This window comes from Bradyrhizobium sp. ISRA430 (assembly GCF_029909975.1).
Taxonomy (GTDB): domain Bacteria; phylum Pseudomonadota; class Alphaproteobacteria; order Rhizobiales; family Xanthobacteraceae; genus Bradyrhizobium.
The window spans coordinates 1,457,913-1,471,927 of sequence record NZ_CP094516.1 but is presented as its reverse complement, the minus strand read 5'-3'; the positions used below and the strand labels follow the sequence as shown (position 1 = coordinate 1,471,927).

General features: G+C 64.4%; 20 protein-coding genes. 11 read left to right on the top strand and 9 right to left on the bottom strand.

Annotated features, from left to right (window positions below; genetic code table 11):
- Nucleotides 1–19 precede the first annotated feature (19 nt).
- The 3 genes from MTX21_RS07550 to MTX21_RS07540 form a co-directional block, all read right to left on the bottom strand.
- Entirely contained in the window at nucleotides 20–265 is a 246-nt protein-coding gene (locus MTX21_RS07550; RefSeq protein WP_280964189.1) for a hypothetical protein, read from the bottom strand.
- Between the two features lie 103 nt (nucleotides 266–368).
- Entirely contained in the window at nucleotides 369–896 is a 528-nt protein-coding gene (locus MTX21_RS07545; protein ID WP_280964188.1) for a hypothetical protein, read from the bottom strand.
- 109 nt (nucleotides 897–1,005) lie between these two features.
- A complete protein-coding gene (locus MTX21_RS07540) occupies nucleotides 1,006–1,386 on the bottom strand; it encodes a hypothetical protein (RefSeq protein WP_280964187.1) in 381 nt (126 codons plus the stop codon).
- A 130-nt stretch (nucleotides 1,387–1,516) separates the two neighbouring features.
- Here MTX21_RS07540 and MTX21_RS07535 point away from each other — a divergent pair, with 130 nt between their 5' ends.
- On the top strand, nucleotides 1,517–2,302 hold the full coding sequence (locus MTX21_RS07535; RefSeq protein ID WP_280964186.1) for an SDR family oxidoreductase: 786 nt from the start codon (nucleotides 1,517–1,519) through the stop codon (nucleotides 2,300–2,302).
- Here the strand turns inward: MTX21_RS07535 and MTX21_RS07530 are convergent, their stop codons facing one another.
- Together MTX21_RS07530 and MTX21_RS07525 are read right to left on the bottom strand one after the other, a co-directional pair.
- Entirely contained in the window at nucleotides 2,303–2,533 is a 231-nt protein-coding gene (locus tag MTX21_RS07530) for a hypothetical protein (protein WP_280964185.1), read from the bottom strand.
- A 379-nt stretch (nucleotides 2,534–2,912) separates the two neighbouring features.
- Entirely contained in the window at nucleotides 2,913–3,953 is a 1,041-nt protein-coding gene (locus tag MTX21_RS07525; protein ID WP_280964184.1) for a hypothetical protein, read from the bottom strand.
- Between the two features lie 285 nt (nucleotides 3,954–4,238).
- Between MTX21_RS07525 and MTX21_RS07520 the strand changes: the two genes are divergently transcribed.
- From MTX21_RS07520 to MTX21_RS07505, 4 genes are all read left to right on the top strand, one after another.
- On the top strand, nucleotides 4,239–4,892 hold the full coding sequence (locus tag MTX21_RS07520; protein ID WP_280964183.1) for a L,D-transpeptidase: 654 nt from the start codon (nucleotides 4,239–4,241) through the stop codon (nucleotides 4,890–4,892).
- A 104-nt stretch (nucleotides 4,893–4,996) separates the two neighbouring features.
- Entirely contained in the window at nucleotides 4,997–5,995 is a 999-nt protein-coding gene (locus MTX21_RS07515; RefSeq protein WP_280964182.1) for a hypothetical protein, read from the top strand.
- Nucleotides 5,996–6,011: 16 nt separating this feature from the next.
- Nucleotides 6,012–6,176, top strand: a complete 165-nt coding sequence (locus MTX21_RS07510; protein ID WP_280964181.1) for a hypothetical protein — start codon at nucleotides 6,012–6,014, stop codon at nucleotides 6,174–6,176.
- A gap of 92 nt (nucleotides 6,177–6,268) precedes the next feature.
- On the top strand, nucleotides 6,269–6,466 hold the full coding sequence (locus MTX21_RS07505) for a hypothetical protein (protein ID WP_280964180.1): 198 nt from the start codon (nucleotides 6,269–6,271) through the stop codon (nucleotides 6,464–6,466).
- Nucleotides 6,467–6,492: 26 nt separating this feature from the next.
- On the opposite strand, the gene MTX21_RS07500 is transcribed toward MTX21_RS07505, so the two are convergent.
- On the bottom strand, nucleotides 6,493–6,927 hold the full coding sequence (locus tag MTX21_RS07500; protein WP_280964179.1) for a hypothetical protein: 435 nt from the start codon (nucleotides 6,925–6,927) through the stop codon (nucleotides 6,493–6,495).
- A 118-nt stretch (nucleotides 6,928–7,045) separates the two neighbouring features.
- Nucleotides 7,046–7,510, bottom strand: a complete 465-nt coding sequence (locus tag MTX21_RS07495) for a MarR family winged helix-turn-helix transcriptional regulator (RefSeq protein ID WP_280964178.1) — start codon at nucleotides 7,508–7,510, stop codon at nucleotides 7,046–7,048.
- A gap of 101 nt (nucleotides 7,511–7,611) precedes the next feature.
- On the opposite strand from MTX21_RS07495, the gene MTX21_RS07490 reads away from it, so the two are divergent.
- The 5 genes from MTX21_RS07490 (at nucleotide 7,612) to MTX21_RS07470 (ending at nucleotide 11,988) form a co-directional block, all read left to right on the top strand.
- Nucleotides 7,612–9,534 carry an FAD-binding monooxygenase gene (locus tag MTX21_RS07490; RefSeq protein WP_280964177.1) on the top strand — a complete coding sequence of 641 codons (1,923 nt, stop codon included), beginning with the start codon at nucleotides 7,612–7,614 and terminating at the stop codon, nucleotides 9,532–9,534.
- A gap of 162 nt (nucleotides 9,535–9,696) precedes the next feature.
- On the top strand, nucleotides 9,697–10,743 hold the full coding sequence (locus MTX21_RS07485) for an SH3 domain-containing protein (RefSeq protein ID WP_280964176.1): 1,047 nt from the start codon (nucleotides 9,697–9,699) through the stop codon (nucleotides 10,741–10,743).
- A gap of 162 nt (nucleotides 10,744–10,905) precedes the next feature.
- On the top strand, nucleotides 10,906–11,184 hold the full coding sequence (locus MTX21_RS07480) for a hypothetical protein (protein ID WP_280964175.1): 279 nt from the start codon (nucleotides 10,906–10,908) through the stop codon (nucleotides 11,182–11,184).
- Nucleotides 11,185–11,392: 208 nt separating this feature from the next.
- Nucleotides 11,393–11,599 carry a hypothetical protein gene (locus MTX21_RS07475; protein ID WP_341510384.1) on the top strand — a complete coding sequence of 69 codons (207 nt, stop codon included), beginning with the start codon at nucleotides 11,393–11,395 and terminating at the stop codon, nucleotides 11,597–11,599.
- Nucleotides 11,600–11,670: 71 nt separating this feature from the next.
- Nucleotides 11,671–11,988, top strand: a complete 318-nt coding sequence (locus MTX21_RS07470; RefSeq protein WP_280970994.1) for a hypothetical protein — start codon at nucleotides 11,671–11,673, stop codon at nucleotides 11,986–11,988.
- Nucleotides 11,989–12,105: 117 nt separating this feature from the next.
- Here MTX21_RS07470 and MTX21_RS07465 read toward each other — a convergent pair whose 3' ends face one another.
- Both MTX21_RS07465 and MTX21_RS07460 read right to left on the bottom strand, forming a co-directional pair.
- Nucleotides 12,106–12,675, bottom strand: a complete 570-nt coding sequence (locus tag MTX21_RS07465; RefSeq protein WP_280964173.1) for a TetR family transcriptional regulator — start codon at nucleotides 12,673–12,675, stop codon at nucleotides 12,106–12,108.
- Nucleotides 12,675–13,019 carry a multidrug efflux SMR transporter gene (locus MTX21_RS07460; RefSeq protein WP_280964172.1) on the bottom strand — a complete coding sequence of 115 codons (345 nt, stop codon included), beginning with the start codon at nucleotides 13,017–13,019 and terminating at the stop codon, nucleotides 12,675–12,677. The genes MTX21_RS07465 and MTX21_RS07460 overlap by 1 nt, the downstream gene beginning before the upstream one ends.
- 165 nt (nucleotides 13,020–13,184) lie before the next feature.
- Here MTX21_RS07460 and pdxY point away from each other — a divergent pair, with 165 nt between their 5' ends.
- Complete coding sequence (pdxY, locus tag MTX21_RS07455) at nucleotides 13,185–14,003, top strand: pyridoxal kinase (RefSeq protein ID WP_280970993.1); 819 nt, start codon at nucleotides 13,185–13,187, stop codon at nucleotides 14,001–14,003.
- Nucleotides 14,004–14,015: the final 12 nt, after the last annotated feature.

Genomic DNA, 14,015 nt, shown 5'->3' with positions numbered 1-14,015 from the left:
GCGGAAACTGCGAACGCGCTCAGCGCTCCTCGCGATCGGTCCCTTGCGCCGGAGTTCGGTGCTGAGTTTGCGCTTGGCCGCGCTCGCCCGTCTCCTTGCAGGGAAGCTGCTCCCACGATCCGTCCGGCGCCTGCTGATAGGCGCTGCAAGTTGACGTGGCTGCCTTATCCTCGCCCTTTTGGGCCTCGGAATTCCTCGCCAGCGACGGCACCGTCAGCACCGCGGCGGCGAACGCGCCGACAAGAACGGCATGAACAATCCGCATGAGGTTCTCCTGTTCGAAGATGCCCGCATGCTGGCGAGGATTGTGACGATTGTTTGCCGATGTGGCGGTTCCGTGGCGGCATGCTTAACCCTGGCGCGAACGTTCACTGCCCAGCGGGTTCGATGGCCATCTCGTTGCGGCGGGCGCAGGCGCGCAGCCAGCCGATGACGCCCGGATGCACCGAAAACTCGTAATTGTCCTCGACCACCTTGGCCTTCACAGCCACCACTGAACCCTTCTCGATTGCTGCAGCCAGTACAGCGTCATGCTGCGGGAAGATGCCGATTTCATCGGATCCCTCGACCTGCGCGGAGAACGCGCCGAACGGCTCATCGGCGATCTTCAGCGTCGCCTCGAGGGCTTCGCCTTCCGGCAGCTTGAGCTTGGAATCCTTCAGCATCAAGATCAGCCCCTTTGCGCGGCCCACGATCAGGAAGATGCCGAGACGACGCGAGGGCTTGTCCGTGCCGAGGAGATAGTGGCGGCGGATGAGCAGGCAGGGCGCTCCACGTTCCCTGCGGAAAGCCGCACCTGCCGGCCCGCGACAGGCTTGTCCGCGGTCGCGGCAAGCGCGGGCAGCGCCAAATTCGCGGCCACGAGCGCCGCAAGCGCCGCTGTCCGGCGCTTCCAATGCATATGACTCGCGGGCATGGCCCCTCGCGCGTTGTCCTCAGCTCGAGGATTGGACGCGAGAGAAGGGCCTGAGGTTCACAAATACCTCGAGCTGCGTCGCCGGCCCGCTAGCTCTTGCTGCGGATGAAGCCGGCGAGATTGGCCTTTTGGGCCTCGCACCAGCCCGGCAGGCCGAGACGGCGCTGGTCGAGATCGGTGCTCTGGGTCGCCACCGCCACTTCCGACATGAGCGCGTCGTCCTGCTTCTCGCCCATCTTGCCGCCGGTGTGCATGTAGGCAATCGCCTTGCGCACCTTCTCGGTGGTGTCATCGGGAAGGTGCATCTGCTGCGCCTTCTGCACCAGGTCCTGATAGACCACATCGGTGTTGGGACATTCGACCTTGGCCGCGAAGGCCTGCAAGACCATCGTCACATAGACCGACCGCGGCTCAGCCTGGGCCGGCGCTGCGATCAGCAACAGGCCCGCGATCAGAAAACCATAGCGCATCCTTGGTACCTCCCCGATTTTCCGGGAAGGCTAGCGTCCATGGCCGCGATCCGCAATGGTGCCGGGGCGTAATTGTCGACCGTCCAGGCGCTACGCTATCGTGAACGTCATCCTGGTCAGGGAGAGCGACATGAGCCTCTTGAGCACGCCATTTGATCCCGTCCATGACACGGCGGTCGTCACCGGCGCGGGTAACGGCATCGGCCGTGCGATCGCCTTGGCCCTGGTCGGCGAGGGCGTGCGTACCGTGTTTGCCGACGTCAGCGCGGAGCGGGTGACTGCCGCAATCGGCGCGAGCAGCAGGCCTGACCTCGCGGTGCCATGGGTCGGCGATCTCGCCAATTTACAAGCTTGCGATGCGCTCCTTGCCGCGGCCTTAGCAGCATTGGGCGAGGTGACGCACTTCGTCCACAGTGCATCCCCACCGCGGCGCGAGGCCGATCACGCCTTCGCCGTCGATCGCAAGACCTGGCAGGAGATGCACGCCGTCAATCTCGATGCTGGATTTCATCTGGCGCGCGAAATCGCCAAACGGCTCATCATTGCCAAGCGTGCGGGTTCGTTCCTGTTCCTCACCTCTCTGCACGCGGGCACGCCGCGCAACTTGCCGCATTATTCGACGGCGAAGGCTGGAATGGCGATGCTCGTCCGGGAGCTGGCCAAAAGCTTCGGTCGCCACAACATCCGCGTCAACGCGCTGGTGCCCGGCGCCATCGCGGCCGGCGGCTTCGTGGCGGATGCCTCGCTCGCAAGACACATCCCGCTCGGTCGGCTTGGTCAAGCCGAAGATCTTGCGCCGATGGCGCTGGCAGTGCTGTCGAACAAGGTATCAGGCTACGTCACCGGCGCTGCCATCGTGGTCGATGGCGGACTGTCGCTGACGAACTGGTTCGAGGCGCCGATTCTGGACGCCTAGCTAGCGTCGCCAGGCCGGCACCGGATCGAGCGGAGTACGATAAAGTTCCTTGTGATCGCGATCGGTGACGCGCACCGAGCAACCCTTCTTCTGGAGCTCGGGCTTCACCTGCGACAACTCGCACGCCAATTGATCGGCGCGATCAGATGCCACCTCGAGATCTTCGAGGATGATACTGCCCTGGTTCTTGAACTCTTCACCAACCACAAGGTCGAAATAGTAGTAGGGCATCTTAAATCCCCCTGTGTCACGACACGTCTCAACCCGGCTCGGATGGTACCACTGAGTCGATCTTTCCCGAATGAAGCTCGCGCGCAATCTCTGTGCTTATGGCGCAAAAATCATGTGCAACATGTGAGTGAGTTAAGATTTTATTAAACATGTCGGCGCGATGATCACGCCATGGAATTGCAACAGAACCGGGCTCCGGGAACCGGCAGTTGCAAGAGAAGGCCGGCGGCATAGATCCCGACGGCCTTTTCTCTTTCACAGGCGACCGCAATATCGGTCACCGTAGTCGTCCGGACTTAAACCGTCACATCGACTCGGTCAGCGTCGTGCGCACGCATGCACATGCGTGCCTTGGCGTTTGAGTCGCGCGCGTGTTAGTTCAGCGCACCGGCATCGGCGGACGCACGACAGGTCCGTCATCGTCAGCGACGGCCTGCGAAGACATGGGTGCGACTGACGGCGGCGGAACGGCGGCGGCTTGCGATGGCGGCGGAGGCGCGGGCGCATATGTCGGCACGTAGGCCGGTGTCGCGACCGGCTTCGGCCTGCGCACCGGTGGCACTGCTGCTGGCCGCGCCGGCAGTGCGGAGACTCTTGCACGCGGCGGCTCGGCGGGCTTCGCCTCGGCCGGCTTCGGCGCGGTTGCCTTCGCCATTTCGCGCGCCATCTGCTCCTGTCCAGCCTTCAGCTCGGCAATGTTTGTCTTGAGTTGCTCGATCTGCTGCGCCATCGCGGCGATGTCGCGCGTCATCGCTTGCGCCGATTGCACTGGATCAGGCGCGGCTGCCGCAGTGCTGTTCTGAGCCGCAGGCGGCGTTGCTTGAGCTGCGGGCGGCGTCGCCTGAGCTGCCGGTGGCGTCGTCTCGACAGTGGGCGGTGTTGCCGGCTGATCGGCGACCTGGTCCGCTGGCGCCTGAGGAACGGGTTGTGCGGCTTGCTCAGCAACTGCCGGCGTCGCCTGAGGCGTCGCAGACGTGAGCGAGGACGTCAGCGCGGGCACCCATTCGGCGATCATCTGTATTGCGGTATCCCCGTGCTTTTCCCAGGCGACGGTGGCCGCGGCGCTGCCCGCGGCAAACAGCAACGTGACGAACGCGCCACCGAGCCATTTGCTGACGGACGATCGCTTACGCCTGTTCGGCAGATCGCCGGCGGCCGCGCGAACGGCCGTATCGACGGACGGCGCTGCCGCCAGTGCTGCGGCGGCCAAGTTGATCTTGGGAGTGATCTTGGGCTCCGGACGGCTCGCAGCCTCCGGCGTCTTCGCAACCTCCGGGGCCAAGGTCGGCGCGTCGTTGCCGGGACGCGAGGCCATAATCACGTCGGGCGAAATCTGCAGCGCATCGTGGGGATCGTTGTCCTTGATCGTGTCCTTCACGATTTCATCGACGATTTGCTTGCTGTTCAGCGTCGCGAGCATCGCAGCTCCTTTGCAGCCTTGTCGTTGAAGCCTTGGTCGTCCGCATTTGCGCGAGCCGATTGATTGAGTCCAGCCACCCCAAGCCCTGATGCGCACGAGTCCAGTCGGGTTTGACCAAAGCAAGGCGGCGGGATGGAGACAGTGCGGCGGTCTCCCGCCGTTTGCGGTGATGGAACCCGGGGCAAAAAACACGCGGACGTGTTCCATGCTGCCTTCTTTTCAGCACGATTTGGGCGGCATCTAGTGCTGCTGGGGGCGTTAATTGATCCGCTAGGGGGGCAGGCGGTGCCAAGATCCTTAATCGCTCTTTTCGTTGCTGCCTTGCTTCCGCTCGGCGGCTGCATGCAAGCGACCCTTTCGCCATCGACCGATGCGAGCATGACGCCGCGCGACCGGCAGTTGCTGGCGCACACACCTTACGCGCAGGCGAACGTGCCTGAGCAATATCTCCGCCACATCGTCGACTACTCCCGCAAGGAGCAGCCCGGAACGATCCTGGTCGATACGAACGCGCGTTATCTCTATTACGTGCTGCCGAACGGTAAGGCGATCCGCTACGGCGTTGCAGTCGGCGAAGAAGCCATGGCGTTTTCCGGCGTGGCGCGGGTCGGCCGGATGGCGGAGTGGCCGGACTGGATTCCGACACCTGAAATTCAGGCGCGCCTCGGGCCGTATCCGTCGCGCGTTGCAGGCGGCCCAGCCAATCCGCTTGGCGCGCGGGCGCTCTATCTCTACGCCGGTAACAAGGACACGCTCTACCGTATCCATGGCACCAACCAGCCTGAATATATCGGGCAGGCGATCTCGTCGGGCTGCATCCGGATGCGCAATGAGGACGTGATCGATTTGTTCGACCGGGTGAAGCTCGGCTCAACGGTGGTGGTGCTGCCGCCCGGGCAGAGCGCGCAAGCGGAGACGGGAGCGAGCTGGCGCGGGTGAGCGCGTCGTCAGGAGCGCCCAGCGTTTGCGGACAATTTTAGTCATTCTCTTGCGGCGTCTGTAATACTTCGCGTCTAGCGTGCAGCCCGCAAGGGGTTGCTCGCATGTATCTCGTCAAGAATTCTCCGCGTGCGCTGTTCGCTGCGCTGATTCCGCTCGCTATCGTGGAAGCCGTGCTGATGGTGTTCGCGATTGCCGGCGGACAGGTGACGGATCCCGCCGGCGTGCCGGCACCGGATCAGATCGTCGCGTTCTATGCCGGGCGCATGGCCATGAACGCGGCCCTGCTGTTTGCCGGTCATATCATGCTGCGGCAGTGGACGATCTCGAGCCGGCTCGCTTACGGTCTCATGGGCGGCGTCATGGCGGCCGTGAGCTGCGGCATTGCGATGCGCAATCACATTCAGCTTGCAGCGCCGGGCGACGGCACGGTCGTGACGATTGGACTGCTGCCGACGATCGCCGGAATGATCGGCGGATTTCTCTACGGCCAGTTTGCCGGCCTGAGCCCGGTCGCGGGCGCAGCGCGCGTCGCGTCCGGTGAAGCCGCCGCGGGTGGGTCGGAATGCCTGGCTGCACCGCTCGTGTTCGACGGCCCGGTCCAGGTCCGCACCTCGATCGCAGGGATAGCGATCGCCGCAGTCATGCCTGCGACGCTGGCAACGATTCTGCCCTACACCCTGCTGCCGCTGCTCATGCACGGCTTCGAGGACAAGAGCACCGCGCACATCTTCGCGGCCGTGATCCCGGCACAGACCTTCCTGACAATGCTGGTCGTCACGGTGATCCCGTCGACCATCTTCATGCTTTGCGTGCATCACATCGCGCGGGCGATGGGCCGGTGCCGTGCCTGGGAATATGCGGCGATCGGAGCCGCGATAGCGTTCGCATGCATGCTGCTGCTCGCGCTCATGGTGCCGCTCCTCACCGTCCTGTTGGTGCCGGCTGCGTTCTGCGCGGCCGTGATGGGCGCACTCTACCGACGCTTCGCCGGCATCGAGCCCTTGCCGTTGCCGGAGGCCGTGATCGCAACCGATTCCAACACACTCGTCGGTGCCGATCATCCGTCGCGACGCCAGCACGGCGTGATCCTCAGCAACTGACTGCCGAGGAGGGATCGTGAAGGAGCTTGCGGCGCTCGGCGCAGGTCTGCTGATCGCGGCAGTGGCGGCGCTCTGGTTCACGACCAAGCCCGTCCTGGTGAAACAGGAAATCAGGCCGCTCCAGGCGAGCGCGGACGCGCCGACATTCAGCCCGTTATCGCCGAATGCGCGGACCAAATAGGCGCCTGTTGGAACCAAAAAAGGTGAATTGCTTCACAGCGGATTCGTACCCGCTGCGCTATGTCTCAATGGCTCGTTGCCATTGGAGGCATCATGCAGAAATTCCTTTATCAATTGAATGAAAGCGACCGCCGGATTGCGCGGAAGTGGCGATTGGCCACGCTCGGCTTTTATGGATCGATCCTGGCCGGAATGGTCCTTTACATGGCGTTGCACTGGAATCCGGAGGTGAATTACGCCTCTGCTGACTCCACGGCGCATGTGAAGATCGTAAGCCCTTCACGGCATTGAGACCGCGTGTGGTTTGATTTCGCGCCTTACTGCTCTGGCCGCGCTATGCGCCACTGCAGGGTTGTTGCGTTGCCGTTGGTATCGCCCGGCGTTTTGTCGGCAGGCGAGGTGTAGAGCGGGCGATAGCGATAGGCCCACATCTTGCTACCGTCATTGCGTGTGATGACGGTGAAGTCGCCGATAGCCTTGGCGTCGGTGGGCGCGGCCAGTGGCGTCCAGCTCTCGGTGCATTTGCCGTCGCAGCTCGACGACTTGCCGCTCGTATCGCGCTCGTAATAGTAAAGCGTCATGCCCTTAAGATCGACGAGCTTGGGGCCTTGCTTGGTCAGAACGACGCGAGCCGGCGCAGTCGTCGTCTCGGGCTTCGGCGGCGGAGGGGCGTCACCGCCGCCATGGCCGTTGGCGAACGCAGGGCCGGTCGCGAGCGCGACCGCCGCGGCAGCAATGACGAACCTGAACATCGAAAGCCCCCGACCAGCAAAGTTAATCGCGCGCTAAGCGCCGAATAGCGCCGACGCTAGCAGCCGAAGGTTAGCTCCTGGTTTCGCGACCCTGCGACAAATACGGTCAGAATACGGGCTATGCCTGCACGTCGCGCAGCGGCGCGCGGCTGAGGTCGTTTCCGGCGGCGATGGCCTTGCGCAAGAGCCGCATCAGCTCCTCGCCCTCCTTGGCGGTGAGGCCGCGCAGCATGATGCGCTGCGCGGATTCGACGGCGGGCGTGATCTTGCGCAGGGTGCGGCGGCCCTCGTCGGTAATCTCGAGCTCGCGTGCACGGCGGTCACGGCTAGAGGCGCGGCGCTCGGCGAGACCTTTCTGCACGAGGCGGTCGACCACACCGGTGATCGTGGTACGGTCATAGGCGATCAGTCCGGCCAGGGTCACCTGGTCGAGCCCCGGATTGGCCTTGATGGTCGCGAGCGCCGCGTATTGCACCGGCGTCAGGTCGAAGCCGGCATCCTCGACTTCGGCCAGGAACACCGCCACGGCAATCTGCTGGAACCGGCGCGCCAGATGCCCGGGCATGTCATTGTTGTCTTTCACCGAATTCTCCTCAGCGCGGGGAAGGGTGGATCGTTGACAAGTATACTGATAGTCAGCATACTGAGCAATATCCAAACAGAACGTGACCGGGAGAAGTGCTCATGCAATTCCATCTCAATGGATTTCAGCCGGGCGATCCCGAAATCGCCGATCCCGCCGAGCGCGTTCAGCCCCCGGGCGCAGCAGGAGCCGTTCCGTCAGAGGTCGATGTGCTCATCGTCGGGTGTGGTCCGGCCGGCCTGACGCTCGCCGCCCAGCTCGCCCAATTCCCTGACATCAAGACCTGCATCGTCGAGCAGAAACCGGGCCGGCTGCTGGTCGGCCAGGCCGACGGCATTGCCTGCCGCACCATGGAAATGTTTCACGCCTACGGTTTCAGCGAGCGTGTGCTGAAGGAAGCCTATTGGGTCAACGAGACGACGTTCTGGAAGCCGGACGCGCGGACCTCGGAAACCATCGTCCGTAGCGGCAGGGTGCAGGACGTCGAGGATGGGTTGTCGGAATTCCCGCACGTCATCCTGAACCAGGCGCGCGTGCACGACGGCTTTCTCGACGTCATGCGCAAATCGCCGGCTAAGCTCGAGCCCTATTACAGCCGGCGTCTGCTCGACCTTCAGGTCGATCCTGCCGCCGGTGCCGCCGACCACGCGGTGACCGTCCGTCTTGCCCGGGTCGATTCCGAGCACGAAGGCGAGGTCGAGACGATCAGGGCGCGCTACGTCGTCGGTTGCGACGGGGCGCGCAGCACGGTGCGCAAATCGATCGGCCGCGAGCTGCACGGCGATTCCGCCAACCACGCCTGGGGTGTCATGGACGTCCTGGCGGTGACCGATTTTCCGGACATTCGCTTCAAGGCGCTGATTCAGTCGGCCAAGGACGGCAGCCTTCTCATCATTCCGCGTGAAGGCGGCTACATGGTTCGCATCTATGTCGAGCTTGCCAAGCTCGATGTCGGCGAACGCGTTGCCAACCGCAACATCACCGCCGACGACGTGATCGCCAAGGCGCAGCGGATCCTCAATCCGCACAAGCTCGAGGTGAAGGAGATCGCCTGGTGGTCGGTCTACGAGATCGGTCAGCGCCTCACCGACAAGTTCGACGACGTGCCGGAGGCCGAGGTTACGACGCGCCTGCCGCGCGTCTTCATCGCCGGCGATGCCTGCCACACCCATAGTCCCAAGGCGGGGCAAGGCATGAACGTCTCGATGCAGGATGCCTTCAATCTCGGCTGGAAGCTTGCCGCGGTCCTCGGAAAGCAATGCGCTCCATCGCTGTTGCACTCCTACTCGGCAGAACGTCAGGCTGTCGCGAAAGAGCTCATCGATTTCGATCGCGAATGGGCGGGCATTCTCGCTTCGGCGGCCAAGGCCGGCGGGGCCGATGCGGCCGAGACGCAAGACTATTTCGTGAGGCACGGTCGTTACACGGCCGGAACCGCGACGCATTACCGTCCGTCGATCATCACCGGCGCGACGTCCCACCAGAACCTCGCCGAAGGTCTCGTCATCGGCAAGCGCTTCCACTCCGCGCCGGTGATCCGCCTTGCCGACGCAAAGCCGGTTCATCTCGGCCATGCGGCGCGGGCGGATGGCCGTTTCCGCATCTATGCGTTTTCGCGCGCTGAAGATCCGGCTGCGGTCGGCTCTGCCATTCGTGCGTTGTGCAGCTTCCTGATGGAGGCGCCGGAGTCGCCGGTCCGCAAGTTTACGCCGGCGGGTGCCGACATCGATGCCGTGATCGATCTGCGTGCGGTGTTTCAACAGGATCACCGCGACCTCGCGATCGGGGCCATGCCCGCGCTGCTTCTTCCGCGCAAGAGCCGCTACGGCCTGATCGACTACGAGAAGATGTTCTGTGCCGACCTCAAGAGCGGCCACGACGTTTTTGCCATGCGCGGTATCGATCGCAAGGCGGGCTGCATGGTCGTGGTGCGGCCGGACCAGTACGTCGCGCATGTACTGCCGCTCGACGGCTTTGCCGAGCTTGCGTCGTACTTCGACGCCTTCATGTTGCAAGCGCACTGACAGGTGGCGTCGCTGTCGTTTGCTTCGTCCATGAACGGCGGATGAATATTGAACCCGCGCGCGGCACGCATACCGCGCGCATCGATCTTTTGGCGGATACAACGACAGCGCGCGGAACGCTCGTTCCGCTTGGACGTTCCGACTTCAGAGGAGGAACACGCCATGAGACTCAAGAGTGTTTTGCTTGCCGCATTGCTGCTCGCACCGACGGCCGCGTTGGCCGCGCCGGGCATCGTCACCGTCTCGACCGGACTGCGCGCCGGGCCGGGATCGGGCTTTCCCCTGGTCGATCGCATCCCTGGGGGCACCCGCGTCAACATCCATGGCTGCCTGAGAGGCAATGCCTGGTGCGACGTGAGCTTCTCCGATGATCGCGGCTGGGTATCGTCGCAATATCTCGAATACCTCTACCGGAATCACTACGTCTATCTTCCCGACTTTGCCGACGAGATCGACGTGCCCGTCGTTCCCTTCGTGCTGAGCTCGTACTGGTCGAGCTACTACGCGGGGCGGCCCTGGTATCGCCGCCACGCCTACTGGAATAACTACTGGACCTCGCACGAGCGTTTCGCGACGCGGGTAACGCTCGATCCGCGCGCGGCCCGCATCGGTCGTGCCGCGACGCGCGACGCCGCGATCGCACTCGGACGCACCGGCACAACTGTCAGAGGCAACGCCGCGATCTCCGGTCGCGATGCCGCCGCGGCGCGCCGCAACGCCGCGGTCGCGACGCGCGAGGCAACGACCGCGAGGCGCGGTGCCGGCATCGAGAGGCGAGGCATTGCGACCGCAAGGGGCAGCGCGGCGATCGCGAACGAGCGCGCCGGCATCCGCCGTGGCGAGCGTTTCGCTCACGAGCGGGCCACCGTGCAGGGTCGTAACCCGAACGCCGCGCAAGCGCGCATGACGACGCATGAGCAGGCTGCGGGTCGCGCCGCTGCTCGTGTGCAGCCGATGGCGCGCGGCCACGAGGCTCCGCGTGTGTCAGCCGCACCTGCGGCCCGCCCAGCTCCGCATATGGCGCAGCCTAATGTGAGCCACGGCTCGCCGATGAACGCGCGTGCACAGCAGATGCCGGCGCCGCGCGCGGCTGCGCCCGCGATGCCGCATGCCGGTGGCGGCGGTGGTGGTGGTGCGCCGCATATCAATGCCGCACCGCATGGCGGCGGCGCGCCGGGCGGCGGACCTGGCGGCCATCAGAAGCATTAGGCCTATCCAAAAGCCCGGCGCTCGCGCCGGGCTTTTCCTTTGGCTGGAAGCAAGGCGCCTACAATTTAAGACAGTTCTTCGTGGACAGTTTTCATCGATCGAAATATTTCTACCCAAAGATGTAGTCATCCACTCGGGGCAGCGGGGCACGGGAGGATGACGATGAGACAGAGCCAAGCGGAGACGCGCCGCCAAAATGTCGCGAAGCGTTCGATGGCCAAGGAGGCCAAGCAACTCACCGGCCTGATTGCCGGGCTGCACAAGTCGCTCGAAGATATCCGTAAGCAGCGGGCAAACACGAAATTGTCCGGCGCCGAGATCGGCCTTCTCGATGAGCGGCGCAACAATCTGCTCCTGACCATCGCGGCCCTGGACGATCGTCTGTCCGCCGTGCAGGGCCTGATCGATCTCGGCCGTCCGCACATCATCCGCGTCCACTGAACGGTTTGCCGCGTTCTCGGTTCCGTCGCGGCGGCGATGGACCCGGCCGGGCTGACGCCCGACCAACAGCAGAATCGGTAACGTGACGCGCCGCATTGCTCCTTCGCACCATCTGAACCGACGCGGGTCCACAATGCTGCCGTGGACTGCACCAAATTGCCACATGTCCGGCGAATTGCCGCCAAAGCCCGCTGCCACGACGGGCAGGGTGCAGAGCAACGCTAGGGGATGCGCATTGGCCTACAAAATGGTCGCAGAACGCGACAACGAGAAGTACAGTTTTGCGCGCGAGAGCCGGCTCCTGATCGTGGCAAAGGCGAGGGTGTGGGCAAGCGAGGGATGGCGGGTCGTCATCACCGATGAGGACGGCAAGGCGTACGCGCCGAGCGAATTCGATCAATTGCTGGCGGCGTGACCGCGCGGCGGGGTTAGGGGACGACGTTGATAACGCTATTTCGGCCGGGGCGCGATCGCATCGCGCCTCTTGTGACTCTTGCCGCCGCCGTCGTGCTGGCGGCGACTGTGGCATCCGCGCAAAATCTCGACGCCGGCAAATCCCCGGCCAAGCTTTTCGCGGACGGCTGCGCGACCTGTCATCGCAGCCCTCGTGGGCTTGCAAAGGGGCGCTTCAGTCTGACGCTCACCTGGTTCCTGAAGGACCACTACGCGACCAGTTCCGACTCTGCCAAGGCGCTCGCCTCGTATCTGGAATCCGTCGATACCGCCCCGCGCACAGCAACCAAGCCTGCGGCGCGCTCGCCGCGCTCTACGCCGCGTCCGCCTCGACCCGTGCAGGATCATTAGTGAGATGTGTAGGGTGGGGTAGCGAAGCGTAACCCACCTCTTCGCGCGTGGCGACGGAAGTGGTGGGTTACGCCTTCGGCTAACCCACCCTACGGAACGGCCTTGAGGGCAAAGCCGCTACGTGCGCCGATAGGTTTGCGCCAGCAACCGGCCGTGCACGGCGCGCAGGTCCGCGCTCATGCGGGTCTGCCCGGTGGTGACGTGAGACAGCCAGGCGCCGTCGGCGGCGAGGCGTACGACGTGGAGTTCTGGCGCGCCGTCGGTTGTGCGATGGCGCTTCAGGCGCGCCTTCATCCAGTCGTTCCAGAGCTGGCGCAGTGGCGGATCGGTGACGACGACCATGCTCAGCGCCGCCCAGGGCGTATGGAAGCCGAAGGCCTTGCCGGTAAACACTGCGTTCACGTAAGCGCGCGTGAAGCTGCCGCGCGGCTTCGGATCCGCGGCGATGGCGGCGTCGATCTCGGCATCGACGCGGGCCAGGAGATCGGCGAACAGGCCTTCGATCAGCGCCTGCTTGCTCGCGAAATGATGGAACAACCCGCCCTTGGTAACTCCGGCCGCCGCCGCCACCGCCTGCACCGTGACGCCGGACACGCCATGATCCATGGCGATCGCCGCCGCACGGTCGAGCAGGGCGCGCCGCACCTGCTCTGGCTGCTTGGCGCGAGTGTGGGCGCTGCCCGGCATCAGTGCACCGTCGTCTCCGAGAACAGGTTGATGATCACGACCCCGGACACGATCAGCGCAATGCCGACGAAGGCCGCGGCGTCCAGCATCTGGCGGAACAGCACGAAGGAGACCGTGGCCGTCAGGATGATGCCGACGCCGCCCCATATCGCATAGGCGATGCTCAGGGGGATGACCCGGATCGCGACCGACAACGCGTAAAACGAGGCCACGTAGAACAACACCATCGCCAGCGTCGGCCACGGGCGCGTGAACTGCGCGGAGTGCTGCAGGAAGGCGGATGCGGTGACCTCGAAGATGATGGCGAGGGCGAGCGCTGCGTAGGCGTTGAAGGCGGAGGTCATGACAGATTCGGGAGTTTTGCGGAAAAGATACCGCGCGGTAGGTATGTTTAACCGCAATATGGCGTTTGCTTGACTGGCTACATCAGGGGCTCATATCACATGCGAGTGACGAGCCCACGACAGGCCCCCTTGCGCGGCGGCCTGATTGACCTTACGGACCTCACCATGCTCGTCATCTCCATTCAGAGCCAGGTGGTCCACGGCCATGTCGGCAATAGCGCGGCCGTCTATCCCATGCAGGCGGAGGGCGTGAATGTCGCCGCGGTGCCGACGACGCTCTTGTCGAACCATCCGCGCTATCCAAGCCTGCACGGGCGGGTGCTCGAGGCCGAGTTGGTGGCCGACCTGCTCAAAGGCGTCGAGGAGCGCGGGCTGGTCGAGCAGGCCGCCGTGCTCGTGACCGGTTATCTCGGCTCACCGGCCAATGCCGCCGTCATCGCCGATTTCGTCGAGCGCGCGTTGCGGTCGAATTCGAAGCTCACTTATCTCTGCGACCCCGTGATCGGGGATGACGGCCGGATCTACGTGGCGGAGGGCATCCTGGACGTGCTCCGTCACCGGTTGTTGCCGGCTGCAACGCTTGTTACGCCCAATCAGTTCGAGCTCGAGCTGCTCTCCGGCGTCAAGGTGATGGATGTGCAGGGTTTGCGCGCCGCGAGCACGGCGATTGCCGGGCAGGGCCGGACCGGCGTTGTCGCCACCGGTTGCGAGCTCGCCGACACGGCAGCGGGGCAGGTCGAGACGATTCTCTCTTCGGGCGGACAAATGTCGCGCTTTGCGACGGCGCGCCTGCCGATCCGCCCCTACGGTACCGGCGATCTCCTGACCGGCCTGATCGCAGCCCATCTTGCCAAGGGCGCAGCCGTCGAAAAGGCCGTGCGTCTGGCGGTGCAGACTGTGTTCGCCGTGCTGGTGCGCACGCAGCAGGAGGGATCAGCGGAGATGCGGCTCGTTCCGCTGCCCACGACACCACCTGACGCGTAAGGCGCGCCCGGC